Source organism: Sphingomonas sp. CARO-RG-8B-R24-01 (genome assembly GCF_022662295.1).
GTDB lineage: Bacteria > Pseudomonadota > Alphaproteobacteria > Sphingomonadales > Sphingomonadaceae > Sphingomonas.
Genome location: NZ_JAKNQI010000004.1, coordinates 61,581 through 77,809, shown reverse-complemented (window position 1 = coordinate 77,809; position 16,229 = coordinate 61,581). Strand labels below are relative to the sequence as shown.

General features: G+C 68.4%; 11 protein-coding genes. 6 read left to right on the top strand and 5 right to left on the bottom strand.

Features of this window, described 5'->3' with window-relative positions; genetic code table 11:
• Positions 1-31: 31 nt before the first annotated feature.
• The gene (tsaD, locus tag L8G49_RS09980) at positions 32-1,063 is read left to right on the top strand and encodes a tRNA (adenosine(37)-N6)-threonylcarbamoyltransferase complex transferase subunit TsaD (protein WP_242185135.1); all 1,032 of its coding nucleotides are present in this window, start codon (positions 32-34) and stop codon (positions 1,061-1,063) included.
• Positions 1,060-2,037, top strand: a complete 978-nt coding sequence (locus L8G49_RS09975) for an NAD(P)H-dependent glycerol-3-phosphate dehydrogenase (RefSeq protein WP_242185134.1) — start codon at positions 1,060-1,062, stop codon at positions 2,035-2,037. Before tsaD ends, L8G49_RS09975 begins: the two co-directional genes overlap by 4 nt.
• Positions 2,038-2,171: 134 nt before the next feature.
• Here L8G49_RS09975 and L8G49_RS09970 read toward each other — a convergent pair whose 3' ends face one another.
• Complete coding sequence (locus L8G49_RS09970) at positions 2,172-2,339, bottom strand: DUF1674 domain-containing protein (RefSeq protein ID WP_242137985.1); 168 nt, start codon at positions 2,337-2,339, stop codon at positions 2,172-2,174.
• Positions 2,340-2,441: 102 nt separating this feature from the next.
• On the opposite strand from L8G49_RS09970, the gene L8G49_RS09965 reads away from it, so the two are divergent.
• The 4 genes from L8G49_RS09965 (at position 2,442) to purH (ending at position 8,465) form a co-directional block, all read left to right on the top strand.
• Positions 2,442-3,716 (top strand): RsmB/NOP family class I SAM-dependent RNA methyltransferase, encoded by a 1,275-nt coding sequence (locus L8G49_RS09965; RefSeq protein WP_242185131.1) that lies wholly within the window; start codon positions 2,442-2,444, stop codon positions 3,714-3,716.
• Between the two features lie 715 nt (positions 3,717-4,431).
• Positions 4,432-5,094 (top strand): ribulose-phosphate 3-epimerase, encoded by a 663-nt coding sequence (gene rpe, locus L8G49_RS09960; protein WP_242185129.1) that lies wholly within the window; start codon positions 4,432-4,434, stop codon positions 5,092-5,094.
• A complete protein-coding gene (locus L8G49_RS09955; RefSeq protein ID WP_242185083.1) occupies positions 5,095-6,834 on the top strand; it encodes a heparinase II/III family protein in 1,740 nt (579 codons plus the stop codon).
• 65 nt (positions 6,835-6,899) lie between these two features.
• Positions 6,900-8,465: a bifunctional phosphoribosylaminoimidazolecarboxamide formyltransferase/IMP cyclohydrolase gene (purH, locus tag L8G49_RS09950; RefSeq protein WP_242185064.1), complete on the top strand. Its 1,566-nt coding sequence runs from the start codon at positions 6,900-6,902 to the stop codon at positions 8,463-8,465.
• 246 nt (positions 8,466-8,711) lie between these two features.
• Here purH and L8G49_RS09945 read toward each other — a convergent pair whose 3' ends face one another.
• The 4 genes from L8G49_RS09945 to nadB all read right to left on the bottom strand — a co-directional run bounded on the left by L8G49_RS09945 (position 8,712) and on the right by nadB (position 16,015).
• Entirely contained in the window at positions 8,712-10,127 is a 1,416-nt protein-coding gene (locus L8G49_RS09945) for an oligosaccharide flippase family protein (RefSeq protein WP_242185745.1), read from the bottom strand.
• Between the two features lie 98 nt (positions 10,128-10,225).
• Positions 10,226-12,982, bottom strand: coding sequence for a DNA polymerase I (polA, locus tag L8G49_RS09940; RefSeq protein WP_242185744.1), 2,757 nt, complete (start codon positions 12,980-12,982; stop codon positions 10,226-10,228).
• Between the two features lie 48 nt (positions 12,983-13,030).
• Positions 13,031-14,158 carry a serine hydrolase gene (locus L8G49_RS09935; protein ID WP_242185062.1) on the bottom strand — a complete coding sequence of 376 codons (1,128 nt, stop codon included), beginning with the start codon at positions 14,156-14,158 and terminating at the stop codon, positions 13,031-13,033.
• A 270-nt stretch (positions 14,159-14,428) separates the two neighbouring features.
• Complete coding sequence (nadB, locus tag L8G49_RS09930; protein WP_242185060.1) at positions 14,429-16,015, bottom strand: L-aspartate oxidase; 1,587 nt, start codon at positions 16,013-16,015, stop codon at positions 14,429-14,431.
• Positions 16,016-16,229: the final 214 nt, after the last annotated feature.

Here is a 16,229-nt window from a genome sequence, read left to right as displayed (position 1 = left end):
CAAGTGGCCGGCGAGACGATAGGGATGGCGCATGGCACTCATTCTCGGTCTCGAATCCAGCTGCGACGAAACCGCCGCGGCGCTCGTCACGTCCGACCGGCAGGTCCTGGCGCACCGGCTGGCGGGGCAGGAGGCGGCGCATCGCCCGTTTGGCGGGGTCGTTCCCGAAATCGCGGCGCGCGCGCATGTCGAGGTGCTCGCACCGCTGATCGAGGCGGCGCTCGCGGATGCCGGCGTCACGCTCGCCGAAGTCGACGCGATTGCCGCGACTGCGGGGCCGGGGTTGATCGGCGGCGTGATAGTCGGGCTGGTGACGGGCAAGGCGCTCGCGCATGCCGCGGGCAAGCCTTTGATCGCGGTCAATCATCTTGAGGGTCATGCGCTCAGCCCGCGACTGTCCGATCCCGACCTTGCGTTTCCGTATCTGCTGCTGCTCGTGTCCGGCGGGCACTGCCAGTTGCTGCTGGTCGAGGGGGTCAATCGCTACCGCCGGCTCGCGACGACGATCGACGATGCCGCGGGCGAGGCGTTCGACAAGACCGCCAAAGTTTTGGGGCTCGGCTTCCCCGGTGGTCCGGCGGTCGAGGTCGCGGCGCGCGCGGGCCGGGCGATCGTCCCGCTGCCGCGCCCGCTGAAAGGCTCGCCCGAGCCGCATTTCTCTTTTGCCGGACTGAAAAGCGCGGTCGTGCGCGCGCAGGCGGCGGGAACGTGGTCGGTCGAGGATATCGCCGCATCGTTCCAGCAGGCGGTGGTCGATTGTCTGATCGACCGAACGGTGCGCGCGCTGGGGCAGGCGCATCATGCGACTGCGCTGGTCGTCGCGGGCGGGGTCGCCGCGAATGGCGCGGTGCGGACTGCGCTGTCCGATCTGGCGGGGGCGCACGGGTTGCGCTTCGTGGCACCCCCTTTGTGGCTGTGTACCGACAACGCCGCGATGATCGGCTGGGCCGGGGCGGAACGCTTCGCCGCGGGGCTGACCGACCCGCTCGATGTCGCCGCGCGGCCGCGCTGGCCGCTCGACCCGGGCGCGGAAGCGGTGCGTGGCGCGGGCGTGAAAGCATGAAGATCGGGGTCATCGGCGGCGGCGCCTGGGGCACCGCGCTCGCACAAGTCGCGGCGCGCGGCGGCGAAGAGGTCCTGCTGTGGGCACGCGAGGCGGATGTCGTCGCGGGGGTGAACGCAACTCACCAGAATGCGCGTTTCCTGCCCGGGATCACGCTCCCCGAGACGATCGTCGCTACCGGATCGCTGGGCGCGCTGTCGGTCTGCGATGCGCTGCTCGTCGTCGTCCCCGCGCAGCATGTCCGCGCGGTGCTGGCGGAGACCGCGGTGGGGGCGACCCCGCTGGTGTTGTGCGCCAAGGGGATCGAGGCGGGAACGCAGATGCTCGTCGGCGAGGTCGCGCAGCAGGTTCACCCCGCCGCGCCGATCGCGGTGCTGTCCGGCCCGACTTTCGCGCATGAAGTCGCCGCGGGGCAACCGACCGCGGTGACGCTGGCGTGCGCCGACGAGGCGCTCGGCGCGGCCTTGGCGGACCGGCTCGCGGGGCCCGCGCTGCGGCCCTATGCGACGACCGACGTGACCGGCGCGGAGATCGGTGGCGCGGTCAAGAACGTGCTCGCGATCGCGTGTGGCGTGGTCGAGGGCGCGGGGCTCGGGCAGAATGCGCGCGCCGCGCTGATCGCGCGCGGCTTTGCCGAGATGGTCCGGTTCGGGCTGGCGCGCGGCGCGCAGGCGGAGACGTTGAGCGGCCTGTCGGGGCTGGGCGACCTGGTGCTGACCTGTTCGTCGACCGCGTCGCGCAATTTCTCGCTCGGGGTCGGGCTCGGGCAAGGGCGGCGCGCGGAGGAGTTGCTCGCGGACCGCGTGACGGTGGCGGAAGGTGCTGCGACCGCGCCGGTGCTGCGCGCGGCGGCGGCGGCGATAGGGGTCGAGATGCCGGTGGTCGAAGCGGTCTGCGCCTTACTTGAAGGCGCGGACGTCGGATCGGTGATCGAGGCACTGCTCGCGCGGCCATTGCGGCGCGAGGCGCGCTAGCGGTTTAGTGTCGGCGATCCGTTGCTGAACCCCGTGCTCCGGCGAAAGCCGGAGCCTAGTGTTTCACGAAAGGATCGTCGTTGTTCTGTCGGACTCTGGGTTCCTGCCTTCGCAGGAACACGGTGCGACGCTCTTCAGAAATCGATCGCGATGCCCTTGAGCTCCCAGTCGCCATAACGCGTCGGATCAAGCCCGAGATGGTCGCGCGCGTCGCGCGGCTCGGGTTTGGGGTCGGGCGCGGGGACCGGCGTATTCTTGCTGAGATAGGCAGGTGGCTTCACATGCGGCGGACGAGCGGCCATGAGGGACTTCCTTGCAGACGCATGAGATAAGGCGTCCCCCGTCAGTTGGCGGTCCTTTGCGTAGAGTTCAAGCCCGTGACCTTGCCACCCCCCCGCCGTTACATGCCCCGTCCAGAGCCCGTCGAGGCCCCCGGCGTGCCTGCACGCCGCGCCGCGCTCCGGATGCTCGACGCGGTGCTGCGCCAGGGTCTGCCGCTCGAAGCCGCGATCGGGCGCGCCACCGCGGGGATCGACCGCGCCGATGACCGCGCGCTGGCGCATGCGATCGCGGCGGAAGTGCTGCGGCGGCTGCCCGATCTGGATGCGCTGATCGACTCGGCGACCAAGACGCGGCTGCCCGACGATTCGAAGGCGCGCTTCGCCTTGCGGATCGCGCTGGCGCAGGCGCTGTCGCTCGGCACGCCGTCGCATGCCGCGATCGCGACCGTGCTGCCGCTGGTCGATGGCGGCCCGCGCAAGCTCGTCCACGGCGTGTTCGGGACGTTGTCGCGGAACGGCGACCACCTCCCCGAACTGCCGACGCTGCCCGATCCGGTTGCGCTGCGCTGGCATGCGGCGTGGGGGGATGACGGGATCCACGCCGCCGAGGAAGCGATGGCGGCCCCCCCGCCGCTCGACCTCACGCTTGCCGATCCTGCGGAGACCGCGCGGTTCGTCGAGGAACTGGGCGGCGTCTCGCTGCTGCCCGGGCATGTCCGGATCGATTCGGCGCATGTCCCCGAACTCCCCGGGTTCGAGGACGGCCGCTGGTGGGTGCAGGATATCGCCGCGTCGCTCCCCGCGCGGCTGTTGGGAAATGGAACCGGGACTGCGCTCGACCTGTGCGCTGCGCCTGGCGGCAAGACGATGCAGCTGGCAAGCGCAGGCTGGCGCGTGACGTCGGTCGATGCGTCGGAAAGTCGTCTCGCGCGACTTCGCGACAATCTCGAGCGGACCGGTCTGTCCGCGGACATCGTCGAGGCGGACGTACTCGAATGGACGCCGCCCGCGCCGGTTGATGCGGTGCTGCTCGATGCGCCGTGCAGCGCGACCGGGATCTTCCGCCGCCACCCCGACGTGCTCCACCGGGTGCGGCCATCGCAGATCACCGATCTCGCGGCGTTGCAGACGAGCTTGCTGACACGCGCGGCGGAATGGGTCAGGCCGGGCGGGACGCTCGTCTTCGCAACCTGCTCGCTCGAACCCGCCGAGGGCGAGAAGCAGCGCGAACGCTTTGCGGCGGCAAGGCCCGACTTCGCGCTGGTGCCGGTCGGGGTGGAGGAACTCCCCCCAGGGATCGTGCCCGACGCAATGGGATGCGTGCGGACCTTGCCCGGGATGGTCAAGCCCGGCGGCAACGACGGCTTCTTCATCGCGCGCTGGCAGCGACAGGGCTGACACCACGGTGCTTCCCCGGCGAAGGCCGGGGCCCAGTTGCGGAGGTTTTGACAACCGAGCGCAGCGGCCAGCATTCTTCGGTTCCGCGACTGGGCCCCGGCCTTCGCCGGGGAAGCGCGGGAACGGGTCGCTCGTTTCACCGCGGGCAACCGCTGCGGGTAGAAGCTGAAGGGATGATCGCGGCGCTAGTCCCAAATCTCCGGCGCTACAGGTTTCATGCATCATGTCCCATTGGCAGGGCTGACACCACGATACTTCCCCGGCGAAGGCCGGGGCCCAGTTGCGGAGGTTTTGCCAACCGAGCGCAGCGGCCGGCATTCTTCCGTTCCGCGACTGGGCCCCGGCCTTCGCCGGGGAAGCGCGGGAACAGGTCGCTCGTTTCACCGCGGGTAACCGCCGCGGGTAGGAGCTGGAGCGATCATTGCCCGCTTGTCCGGAATCCCTGGCGTGCTTCAGGCTTCAAGTATCATGTCCCATTGGCAGGGCTGAACTTTCAGATACTTCCCCGGCGAAGGCCGGGGCCCAGTTGCGGAGGTTTTGACAACCGAGCGCAGCGGCCAGCATTCTTCCGTTCCGCGACTGGGCCCCGGCCTTCGCCGGGGAAGCGCGGGAACGGGTCGCTCGTTTCACCGCGAGCAACCGCCCCGCGCGAAAGCTGGCGCGATGATCGCGGCGCTTGTCCCGTATCCCCGGCGTGCTAGAGGCTGAGCGCATCATGTCCCAGCGCCCCGTCCGCATCGCCCCGTCCATCCTCTCGGCCGATTTCGCCAAGCTCGGCGAGGAGGTCCGCGCGATCGACGCCGCCGGCGCGGACTGGATCCATGTCGATGTGATGGACGGGCATTTCGTCCCCAACATCTCGATCGGGCCGGGCGTGGTGAAGGCGATCCGCCCGCACACCGCCAAGCCGCTCGACGTCCACCTGATGATCGCGCCGGTCGACGCCTATCTCGAGGCGTTTGCGGAAGCGGGCGCGGACACGATCAGCATTCATGTCGAGGCGGGGCCGCACACGCATCGCAGCCTCCAGCACATCCGCAGCCTCGGCAAGCGTGCGGGTGTCGTGGTCACCCCGCAGACCCCGGCGAAGGCGCTCGATTATCTGCTCGACATGGCTGACCTCGTGCTGGTGATGAGCGTCAATCCGGGCTTCGGCGGGCAGGCGTTCATCGAGAGTTCGCTCCGCAAGATCGAGAGCATCCGCAAGATGATCGACCACGGCGGCTACGCTATCGATCTCGAGGTCGATGGCGGGATCGACCATGGCACCGCGCCGCGCGCGATTGCGGCAGGGGCGGATGCGCTGGTCGCGGGCACCGCGACCTTCCGCGGCGGGCCCGATGCCTATGCCGCCAACATCTCCGGCCTGCGCGGCTGAATGCGCGATCGGCCGACCCCCGAGCTCGACGCCAGGGATGGAATCGATGAGGGCAAGCGGCTGATCCGGCTTGGCGGGGACAAGGGCTTGTCATTGGCCGAACGTCTATCGGAACATTTCCACCGGCTGACGTGGCGCACCCCGATCCACGGGTTGCGGCTCAAGGGGCGGCATCCGCTCAAGCTGATCGCGGTCCCCGACGATCCGTTCCTCGGGGACGTCAAGCGCGGGCACGCACTGCTCGCGGGGATGCTGACATTTCGCGGCGAAGCGTACGACATCGAGACGCTCGAACTGGCGAGGCCCAATTTCTCGAAGGGCTATGCGGACTATCTCCACAGTTTCGCATGGCTGCGCGACCTGTCGACCGTCGCGACGCGCGCGCAAGCGACGCCGATCGCCGAACATCTGATGCGGCTGTGGCTCGTGCAGCACGCGGACACCGTTAGCGAACCGGCGTGGCGCGCGGACCTGTGGGGCCGCCGCATCCTCGCGTGGACCGCGCATGCGCCGCTGATCCTGTCGTCGGCGGATCTGGTCTATCGCAGCCGCGTCCTCAACACGCTCGCGCGCGGTGCGCGGCATATCGACCGGGGCGCGGACAAGGCACCACAGGGCGCGCCCCGCGTGGCCGCGCTGTGCGGAGTGGTCGCGGCGACCCTGCTGATCCCCGGCGGCGATCCGCGCCAGTCCGCGGTCGAGGCGGCGTTGCTGCGCGGGCTGCAGGCATCGATCTACGAGGATGGCGGCAACGTCGCGCGCTCGCCGGTCGCGCAGGTCGATCTCATCATGCTGCTGACCTGCTTGCGCGACGTCTATGACGCGCGCCGGCTCGAACCGCCGGCGTTCCTCGGCGAGACGCTTGGCAAGCTGATGCCCGCGTTGCTGGGTATCTGCCATACCGACCGTGACCTCAGCAGCTGGCAGGGGTGCGCGCCTTATGGCGTCGACGCGCTCGCGCAGGTGATCGAAGCGAGCGGGGTGCGCACGCGCCCGCTGCGGCAGGCACGTGACTGGGGGTATCAGCGGCTGGCGGCGGGGTCGGCGGTGCTGATCCTCGACGGCGCGCCGCCACCGGTCGCGCGGCTGGTCGAAGGCGGCTGCGCCTCGACGCTCGCGTTCGAGCTGTCCGACGGGCGCAACCGGATCATCGTCAATTGTGGTGGCGCGCGCGCCGGGATCGCGCAGCTTCCCGCCGATCTGGCGGAAGGCTTGCGCACCACCGCCGCGCATTCGACGCTGGTCGTCGGCGACAGCAATTCGACCGCGATCCATGCCGACGGCACGCTCGGGCGCGGCGTCGCGGAGGTCGAGCTGGTCCGGCAGGAAAGCGAGGCGTCGAGCCGGATCGAGGCAAGCCACGACGGCTATGCCCGCCGCTTCGGACTGATCCACCGCCGCCAGCTGGTGATGACCAACGACGGCAAGGAAATCCGTGGGGAAGACGTGCTGCTCCCCGCGCCCAAGCGCCGCAAGGTCCAGCCGTCGACGTTCGCGATCCGCTTTCACCTGGGGCTCGGCATCCAGGTGTCGCCGACCGCGGACGGGATGGCGGCGCTGTTGCGGTTGCCCGGCGGTGGGCTGTGGCAATTCCGTTGCCGCGGCGGGGCACTCGCGTTCGAGGACAGCCTGTGGATCGATGCCGAGGGGCGTCCACATGCGACGATGCAGCTCGTCGTGACGGGCGAGGCGCCCGCGGGCGGCGCGAATGTCGGCTGGGTGCTCAAGCGCGCGCATTGAATTTGACGGCCCGAGCGGGCAGGGGGTGCGCGACATTTCGCCCTCTTTCCCGCTGGAGCCTCCCCATGACCACCATCCCGATCCGCCGCGCGCTGTTGTCAGTCTCCGACAAGACCGGCATCGTCGAACTGGCGCAGGGGCTGGCGCAGAATGGCGTCGAGCTCGTCGCGACCGGGGGCACTGCCAAGGCGCTGCGCGATGCGGGGCTGGAGGTGCGCGACATTTCGGACCTGACCGGTTTCCCCGAGATGATGGACGGCCGCGTCAAGACGCTCCACCCGGTGGTCCACGGCGGGCTGCTCGCGGTGCGCGACGATGCGGCGCATGTCGCCTCGATGGAGGAACACGGGATCGGCGCGATCGATCTGGTCGTGGTCAACCTCTATCCGTTCGAGGCGACCGTCGCCAAGGGGGCGGAGCGCGACGAGATCATCGAGAATATCGACATCGGCGGTCCGTCGATGGTGCGCTCGGCGGCAAAGAACCACGCGTTCGTCGCGATCGTCACCGATCCGGCGGATTATGCGCTGGTTGCGGGCGGCAGCACGACGCTGGCGGATCGCCGCAAGTTCGCCGCCAAGGCCTATGCCGCGACCGCCGCGTATGACGGGATGATCGCGACGTGGTTCGGCCAGGTCGATCAGGGCGAAGCCTTCCCCCAGACGCTCGCGATCACGCTCCAGCGCGGGCAGTCGCTCCGCTACGGCGAGAATCCGCACCAGTCGGCGGCGTTCTACACCGCGGGCGGCACTGCGCCGCGTGGTATCGGCCAGGCGCGGCAGGTGCAGGGCAAGGAGCTCAGCTACAACAACCTCAACGACGCCGACGCCGCGCTCGACCTGATCAGCGAATATCGCGATGCCGCACCGACCTGCGTGATCGTCAAGCACGCCAACCCGTGCGGCGTCGCGACCGGCGAGACGCTCGAAGCGGCGTATGATGCTGCGTTCGCGTGCGATACGGTGTCGGCGTTTGGCGGGATCATCGCGCTCAACCGTCCGGTCGACGGCGCGACCGCGCGCGCGATCGCGGGGATCTTCACCGAGGTCGTGGTCGCGCCCGACGCGGATGACGAGGCGCTCGCGATCTTCGCCGCGAAGAAGAACCTGCGCTTGCTGCTGACCGGCGAACTCCCCGATCCGGCGCGGGCGGGTCTGCTCGCCAAGGCGATCACCGGCGGCTGGCTGGTGCAGAGCCGCGATGGCGAGTCCAACCCCGAGATGACGGTCGTCACCAAGCGCGCGCCGACCGAGCAGGAGCTCGCCGACTGCCGCTTCGCCTGGACCGTGGCCAAGCACGTCAAGTCGAACGCGATCGTCTATGCCAAGGGCGGCAGCACCGCCGGGATCGGCGCAGGGCAGATGAACCGGCTCGAATCCGCGCGGATCGCGGCATGGAAGGCGAAGGACGCCGCGGACAAGGCAGGCTGGGGGGAGCCGCGCACGATCGGCTCGGCGGTCGCGTCGGATGCGTTCTTCCCGTTCGCCGATGGCCTGATGGCGGCGGTCGAGGCGGGGGCGACCGCGGTGATCCAGCCGGGCGGCTCTATCCGCGACGACGAGGTGATCGCTGCGGCGGATGCCGCTAGGCTTGCAATGGTGTTCACCGGGGTGCGGCACTTCCGGCATTGATCGGGGGGGCGCTCTCCTCCACACCGTCATCCTTGCGCAGGCATGGTCTCTGTGAAACCCTGAATGTTCTCCCGCGAAAGCGGGAGTCCAGGAGTCGCGAGAACTGTAAGCCGTTGTTCTGCTTGGCTCTGGATTCCCGCCTTCGCGGGAAAACAGTAAAGGACGGGTTCGTAACCCAAGTTTCGCGGAGGCCATGCAAGGCGAGAATGGGGGAATCGGGGCTATGGCGGCAATAGCGCGCCCCGCCTACCCCGCCACCGCCGGTTTCCGCCGGATCAGCGCGCGGTCCTCGTCGCGGAACGCCCAGCGGTAGAGCACGTACAGATACACCGCCGCCATCAGCGGTTCGCCGATCGCGAGTTCGGCCCATTCGAACCGCTTGGGCAAGGCGGTGAACGCGCCCCCCACGACGCAGGTCGCGAGTACCGCCCACGCCATCGCCCAACGCCATCCCGCCACGGGCGCCTTGAGCAACCGCGACAGATAGGTCGACTTGATGATCGAGGTGATCGTCACCGACACGAACAGCGCCACCGCCGGCCCCGCCGCCTGGAACGCGACCGGCCAGCCGACCGACTGCATCGCGAAGATCAGACCGAAGCTGAGCGCCACCTGGAACAGCAGCATGCCGATCGAAATCGCCATGTTCTGCAACCGCGCGATGTAGACGAGCGCGGATTCGCACACCGCGCCGGTCGATGCGGCCGCCTCGGCGAACAGCAGGAACGCGAGCGCCGCGGTGCCCGAGACGAATTGCGGGCCGACCGTCCCCATCACCGCCTCGCCCGGGATCGACCCCATCAGCGCAAGCCCCGTCTGCGCGGCGAGAATCCAGAAGCCGACCTGCCGCACCTGCGCCGCGATCGCCCCCATGTCGCCGCGCGCAAGGCTGGTGGTGATGACCGGGCCGAGGATCGGGTCGAAGCTCGTCTTGAGCTTGCCCGGGATCGACGCGACCTGTTGCGCCATCCAGTAGATGCCGACGATCCGCGGCTCGAACATCACGAACAGGATCGAACGGTCGACGTTGCGCGTGCCCCATTCGAGCGCGTCCGCGCCAGCCAAAGGCGCGTTGCGGCGGATCAGCGCGATCGTCCGCCCCGGATGCAGCCGCCACCCGACCGGCGCGCCATAGCTTCGCCAGAACGGCACCAGCGATGCGACCAGCGCCGCGATCATCGACAGCATGTAGGCGATCACCAGCCCGTCATGCGGTGCGACCGGATACAGCACGCCCGCCGCGATCGAGATCGTCCACGGCTCGATCACCGCGCGCGCGGTGACGGTGGCTTTCACGTTGCGGCGATAGGCGAGCGCGGCGAGCGTTATGTCGGACCAGGCGGTAAAGACGATGATGCACGGCAGCAGCCGTTCGAGCCCGGTCGGTGCACTGCCGTGATACATCAGCTCGGGGACGAGTAGCAGGAACCCGCTCGCGACGAACGACGCAAGCGCCGCGACGACGAGGCAATCCCACACGATGTCGACATGCGGGCGATCCGAATCACTGATCGCGAGCGCAAGGCCGCGCTTGAGCCCGAAGGTCGCGAGCAGCGCCGCCACCTCGACGAACAGTACCGCGCGCGCGAAGGTGCCGAGCGTGTCGGGCCCGTACAGCCTTCCTGCGATGAACAGGAACGGGATCCGCGCAACGAGGCGCATCAGGAAGCCGAGGATGTTGGTCCGGCCACCCTTGGCCAGTGCGTTGATCTCGTCTTCCGTGCCCCCACGGTCGGTCGGTACGCCCCCCGTTACTGTCGTCAATGCGCAGCCCCCCAGCTCAGGCCGGTGCCGATCTCGATGCCGAGCGGCACGCTGAGCTGGACTGCGGGTTCGGCGGCGGTCGCCATCACGTGTTCGATCACTGGTCGCGCGGCAGCGACGTCGCCTTCGGGAAGTTCGAACACGAGTTCGTCATGCACCTGCAACAGCATCCGCACATCGGGCAGCCCCGCCTCGAGCAATGCCGGCCCCATCCGCACCATCGCGCGCTTGATGATGTCGGCGGAGGTCCCCTGGATCGGCGCGTTGATCGCGGCGCGCTCGGCCCCCTGGCGTTCGTGCTGGATCTTGGAGGAAATGCGCGGGAAGTGTGTCTTCCGCCCGAACAGCGTGGTGGTGTAGCCGCTCGCGCGGACCGTCTCGGTGGTCTGCGCGATATAGTTGCGGATGCCGGGGAAGCGATCGAAATAGCGGTCGATCATCGCCTGCGCCTCGTCCGCGGTCACGTCGAGCCGCCCCGCCAGACCCCAGCGGCTGATCCCGTAGAGGATCGCGAAGTTGATCGTCTTGGCGCGCCCGCGCGTGTCGCGGTTGACCTCGCCGAACAGTTCCTGCGCGGTCAGGCTGTGGATGTCGGCACCACTCGCGAACGCGTCGCGAAGCTGCGGCACGTCCGCCATATGCGCTGCGAGCCGCAGCTCGATCTGCGAGTAATCGGCGGCGAGCAGGACGTTGCCGGGCTCGGCCACGAACGCGTCGCGGATCTGGCGGCCGATCTCGGTGCGGATCGGGATGTTCTGCAAATTCGGGTCGGTCGACGACAGCCGCCCGGTCTGCGCGCCAGTCAGCGAATAGGACGTGTGGACACGCCCCGTCGCGGGATTGATCTGCGCCTGAAGCGCGTCAGTATAGGTCGACTTGAGCTTGGACAGCTGCCGCCATTCGAGCACCTTGGTCGCAATGTCCTTGCCCGGCGAATCCTTATCCGCAGCGATCCGCTCGAGTTCGGTCACGTCGGTCGAGTAAACCCCGGACTTGCCCTTGCGCCCGCCCTTGATCCCCATCCGTTCGAACAGCACGTCGCCCAGTTGCTTGGGGCTGCCGATCGTGAAGGCACCGCCCGCGAGCGCGTGGATGTCGACTTCGAGCGCGCCGATCTGCGTCGAGAATTCCCCCGACAGTTGCGCGAGCCGTTCGCGATCGACCTTGATGCCGTGGCGCTCCATCTGCGCGATGACGGGCGCGAGCGGACGATCGACCATCTCGTAGACCCGCGTTGCGCCCTCGGCGGCGAGGCGCGGCTTGAACCGCCGCCACAGCCGCAGCGTCACGTCGGCGTCTTCGGCGGCGTAGCGGGTTGCGGCGACGAGATCGATTTCGTTGAAGGTCCGCTGCGACTTGCCGACGCCGACCACGTCCTTGAACGCGATGCAGCTGTGCGACAGGTGGGTGGCGGCGAGCTCGTCCATGCTGTGGCCGTGGAGCCCCGCGTCGAGATCGAAGCTCATCAGGATCGTGTCGTCGAACGGCGCGACGCCGACGCCCAAGCGCCCGAGCACGATCATGTCATACTTCAGGTTATGCCCGATCTTGAGGACGGAAGGATCCTCGAACAGCGGCTTCAACTTCGCCAGCGCGACCTCGACCGTCAGCTGCTCGGGCTTTTCCGCGAACAGCCCGCTCCCGCCATGCGCGAGCGGGACATAGCAGGCGAGGTTGGGATGCAGCGCCATGCTGATCCCGACGAGGTCGGCGCGAGTCGCGTCAATCCCGGTCGTCTCGGTATCGATCGCGATCCAGCCCTGATGCCGGGCAAGCGTGATCCAGCGGTCGAGCGCGGCCTCGTCGACCACGGTCTCATACGAATCGACCTCGCACGGCGGGTCCTGCTCGGTCGGGACCGACTTGGGCGCGGGGACCGGCGCATCCGCGACCGCCGACAGCTTGGCGAGCAACGAGCGGAAGCCGTGATGTTCCAGGAACACCCGCAGCGGCGCATCTGGGATGCCCTTGAGTTCGAGATCTTCGAGCGGCTCGGGCAAGGCGACGTCGCATTTGAGCGTCACCAGCTCCTTCGACAACCGCGCCATGTCGGCATGTTCGATCAGATTGTCGCGCAGCTTGCCCTTCTTCATCCCCTCAGCGGCGGCGAGCACCGATTCGAGATCGCCATGTTCGAGGATCAATTTGGCGGCGGTCTTGGGGCCGACGCCGGGGACGCCCGGCACGTTGTCGACGCTGTCGCCCATCAGCGCGAGCACGTCACCGAGCTGCGCCGGGGTGATGCCGTGGAATTTCTCCGCGACATGCTCCGCGCCCAGGCGACGGTTGTTCATCGTATCGTACATGTCGAGCCCGGGCTCGATCAGCTGCATCAGATCCTTGTCCGACGACACGATCGTGACCGCCCACCCCTGCGCCAAGGCTGCGCGCGAATAGCAGGCGATGATGTCGTCCGCCTCAAGCCCCTCGGTCTCGATGCACGGCAGCGAGAAGGCGCGCGTCGCGTCGCGGATCATCGGGAACTGGGGTACGAGATCCTCGGGCGGCGGCGGGCGGTGCGCCTTATACTGGTCGTAAAGGTCGTTGCGGAAGGTCTTGCTCGACTTGTCGAGAATGACAGCCATGTGCGTCGGGCCGTCCGCGGCATGCACCTCGTCCGCGAGCTTCCACAGCATCGTGGTATAGCCATAGACCGCGCCGACCGGCTCGCCATGCTTGTTGGTGAGCGGGGGGAGGCGGTGATAGGCGCGGAAAATATATCCCGAGCCATCGACAAGATAGAGATGCGGCATCATGCGGCGATAGCAGCGCCTGCGCTGTAGCAGAAGCCCGCTTTGCGCTCAGCCGTTCGGGCGGCTCGTGTTGGCGCGATTGGCGGAAATCGTGCTCGCATGTGTCGCGACGACGCTCGAGACGACCGCCTGCATCAATTGCTGCCGCGCCGGGATCGGGCGGAGCGTGTCGCCGATCATCACCGCGATCGCATAGGTCCGGCCATCGGGCGCGATCAGCAGGCCGACGTCGTTATAGCCTGCGGTGCGGCCCGCGAAATCCTGCCCGGTCCCGGTCTTGTGCCCGAACGTCCAGCCCGGCGGCACCGCGCCGCGCAGCCGCATCTTGCCGGTGTGCGAGGATTGCATCGTCCCGATCAGATAGGAGGTCGAGGGGGCCGACAGGATCTCGCCACGCTTGAGCCGCGCGAGCGCGGTCGCGATCGCGGCGGGGGCAGCGCCGTCGGGCGGGGCTGCGACATAACGGTTGAACGCGGCAAGGCGATCGGCGCGGGTCAGCGCGTTGCGCGCGCGGTTGAAGCCGTCGTTGAACGCGTAGGACGGCTGCCACGTCAGCCCGGCGGTGTTCGCCTGCAACATCCGCTCGCCCGGGCCGAAGCCGATCGCGCCAAGCCCCTTGCGCGCGATGAACCCGCGCACCGCGGTCGGCCCGCCGACCAGACGGAGCAGCCGGTCGTTCGCGGTATTGTCGCTCATCGTCAGCGCGCGCTGGAGCAATTCGCCGACCGTCGTGCGATAGCCGGTATCGCCACGGATCAGCCCCGCGATCGGCTGGTGGAACAGCGTGATGTCGTCGCGGGTCAGCGTGATCGGATCGTCGAGCCGCAGTTTGCCCGCATCGCGCGCGGCAAGCACGGTCATCGCGACCCACAATTTGCTGACGCTCTGCTGCGGCAGGCGCTGGCTCCCGCCAGCGTTGATCATCCAGCCATCGTCGACGCTGCGCACCGCGACCCCGACCTTGCCGCTGAAGCTGCGCACCAGCTGCGTGATCGTTGCGGTCAGCATCGGCGGCTGCGGCAGGACGCGGTGACCGACCGGTGCCGGCCCCGAGCGCGGCGGGATCGCGACGACCAGCGGCGCCTGCGTCTGCACGCCACGCGCGCCCTGGAGCCGCGCGCCATAACCGCAGGCGCACAGCGCGGAGATGAGCAGCAGGGTGGCTGCGGGCTTCATGAGGTGCAGAGGTACAATATGCGCAACCACCGAATTTGTTTCCCGCCCGGCACCATGCCCTGAACTCTCGCGATAGGGCCAGATCTGGTTTGAGAAATGGGTACGATCGGAAGCTGCGACCAGACGCCTTCGCTTTACGACAGGACGGTACGGACTACGGAAACCCGCCAAAATTTCCCGTCACCCCGGCGAAGGCCGGGGCCGTCGCGTTGTTTTGCCGGCCGGCTGCCTGAAACGAGACGGCCCCGGCCTCCGCCGGGGTGACGGGCTCTACGGCACCAGAATCGTATCGCGCGCCTCGGGCAGCATGTCCGGATAATCGAGCGTGTAATGCAGCCCGCGCGATTCCTTGCGCGCCAGCGCCGAGCGCACGATCAGCTCGGCGGTCTGGAGCAGGTTGCGCAGCTCGATCAGATCGGGCGTGACGCGGAAGTGCCCGTAATAATCGTTCACTTCCTCGGTCAGCATCCGGATCCGGTGCTGCGCACGCTCGAGCCGCTTGGTCGTCCGCACGATCCCGACGTAATTCCACATGAACCGGCGGATCTCGGTCCAGTTCTGCTTGATCACGACTTCCTCGTCCGAATCCTCGACGCGGCTTTCGTCCCACGCGCGGATCGGCGGGGGCGCGGGGAGATCGTCCCAATGCTCGGCGATATGCTGCGCGCACGCCTCGCCGAACACGAAGCATTCGAGCAGCGAGTTGGACGCGAGCCGGTTCGCGCCGTGCAACCCGCTCTCGCTGCATTCGCCCGCCGCATAGAGGCCGGGCAAATCGGTGCGGCCATCCAGATCCACGACGATCCCGCCGCAGGTGTAATGTTGCGCGGGGACGACCGGGATCGGATCGGTCGTCATGTCGATCCCGAGCGTCAGCAGCTTCTCGTAGATGTTGGGGAAATGCTCGCGGATGAAGTCCGGCCCCTTGTGGCTGATGTCGAGGTGAACGTAATCGAGCCCGAGCCGTTTGATCTCATGATCGATCGCGCGCGCGACAATGTCGCGCGGCGCGAGTTCGGCGCGCGGATCGACCTCGGGCATGAAGCGATAGCCGTTTTCAGGCAGCAGCAAATGCCCGCCCTCGCCGCGCACTGCCTCGGTGATCAGGAAATTCTTGACGTCGAGATTGTAGAGGCAGGTAGGGTGGAACTGCATCATCTCCATGTTGGAGACGCGGCACCCCGCACGCCATGCCATCGCGATTCCGTCGCCGGTCGCGCCACGTGGTGCGGTCGAGAAGAGATAGGTCCGCCCGGCACCCCCGGTCGCGAGGATCGTCGCGCGCGCGGTGTGGAGCTCGACCCGTCCGGTCGCGCGGTTGACGGCATAGACGCCCCAGACATGCCCTGCGCCCGAATAGCGCTCCTCGTGGCGGCCCGTGGCCAGGTCGATCGCGACCATGTCGGGGATGAGCGTAATGTTGGGATGATCGGTCGCGGCGCGTTGCAACGCTTCCTGCACCGCCCAGCCGGTCGCGTCGGCGACATGGACGATCCGGCGGTTCGAATGCCCGCCCTCGCGCGTCAGATGGAGCCCGCCGCCATTGTCGGCGGTTTCGGTCGCGAACGGCACGCCAAGCTCGACCAGCCGCGCGATCGCGGCGGGGGCGCGTTCGACCACCATCTCGACCGTCGCGCGATCGTTGAGGCCCGCGCCCGCGATCATCGTGTCCTCGACATGGCTTTCGAACGTGTCGCCTTCCTCGAGCACCGCGGCGATCCCGCCTTGCGCCCAGGCGGTCGAGCCTTCGTTGAGTTGCCCCTTGGCGAGCACGGTGACCTTGAAGCGATCCGCCAGGTTGAGCGCGGCGGTCAGCCCGGCCGCGCCGGACCCGATGATGAGAACGTCGGACTGCATCGCTTCTCCACTTCCCGCTTTGGCCGGGTGCCGCGGCGGACCGACGTCACACGCCTGTCACAGCGGCTGGTATCGTGGATTGGCAGGCTTGCCTAGCGGTGTGGGCGGGTGGCAGCAGCGCTGCAACACCCCCCCCGCCACCCCGGCGAAGGCCGGGGCCGTCCCGTCTGGGGCAGCCGACGCACAAAGCAACGTGGCGGCCCCGGCCTCCGCC

What these genes read in the sequence shown, in the direction of transcription:
- rpe (WP_242185129.1), top strand. Translation starts at nt 4,432, where the DNA reads ATGTCCCAGCGCCCCGTCCGCATCGCCCCGTCCATCCTCTCGGCCGAT.
- purH (WP_242185064.1), top strand. Translation starts at nt 6,900, where the DNA reads ATGACCACCATCCCGATCCGCCGCGCGCTGTTGTCAGTCTCCGACAAG.
- L8G49_RS09955 (WP_242185083.1), top strand. Translation starts at nt 5,095, where the DNA reads ATGCGCGATCGGCCGACCCCCGAGCTCGACGCCAGGGATGGAATCGAT.
- L8G49_RS09975 (WP_242185134.1), top strand. Translation starts at nt 1,060, where the DNA reads ATGAAGATCGGGGTCATCGGCGGCGGCGCCTGGGGCACCGCGCTCGCA.
- L8G49_RS09935 (WP_242185062.1), bottom strand. Translation starts at nt 14,158, where the DNA reads ATGAAGCCCGCAGCCACCCTGCTGCTCATCTCCGCGCTGTGCGCCTGC.
- L8G49_RS09945 (WP_242185745.1), bottom strand. Translation starts at nt 10,127, where the DNA reads ATGCGCCTCGTTGCGCGGATCCCGTTCCTGTTCATCGCAGGAAGGCTG.
- tsaD (WP_242185135.1), top strand. Translation starts at nt 32, where the DNA reads ATGGCACTCATTCTCGGTCTCGAATCCAGCTGCGACGAAACCGCCGCG.
- L8G49_RS09965 (WP_242185131.1), top strand. Translation starts at nt 2,442, where the DNA reads ATGCCCCGTCCAGAGCCCGTCGAGGCCCCCGGCGTGCCTGCACGCCGC.
- polA (WP_242185744.1), bottom strand. Translation starts at nt 12,982, where the DNA reads ATGCCGCATCTCTATCTTGTCGATGGCTCGGGATATATTTTCCGCGCC.
- nadB (WP_242185060.1), bottom strand. Translation starts at nt 16,015, where the DNA reads ATGCAGTCCGACGTTCTCATCATCGGGTCCGGCGCGGCCGGGCTGACC.
- L8G49_RS09970 (WP_242137985.1), bottom strand. Translation starts at nt 2,339, where the DNA reads ATGGCCGCTCGTCCGCCGCATGTGAAGCCACCTGCCTATCTCAGCAAG.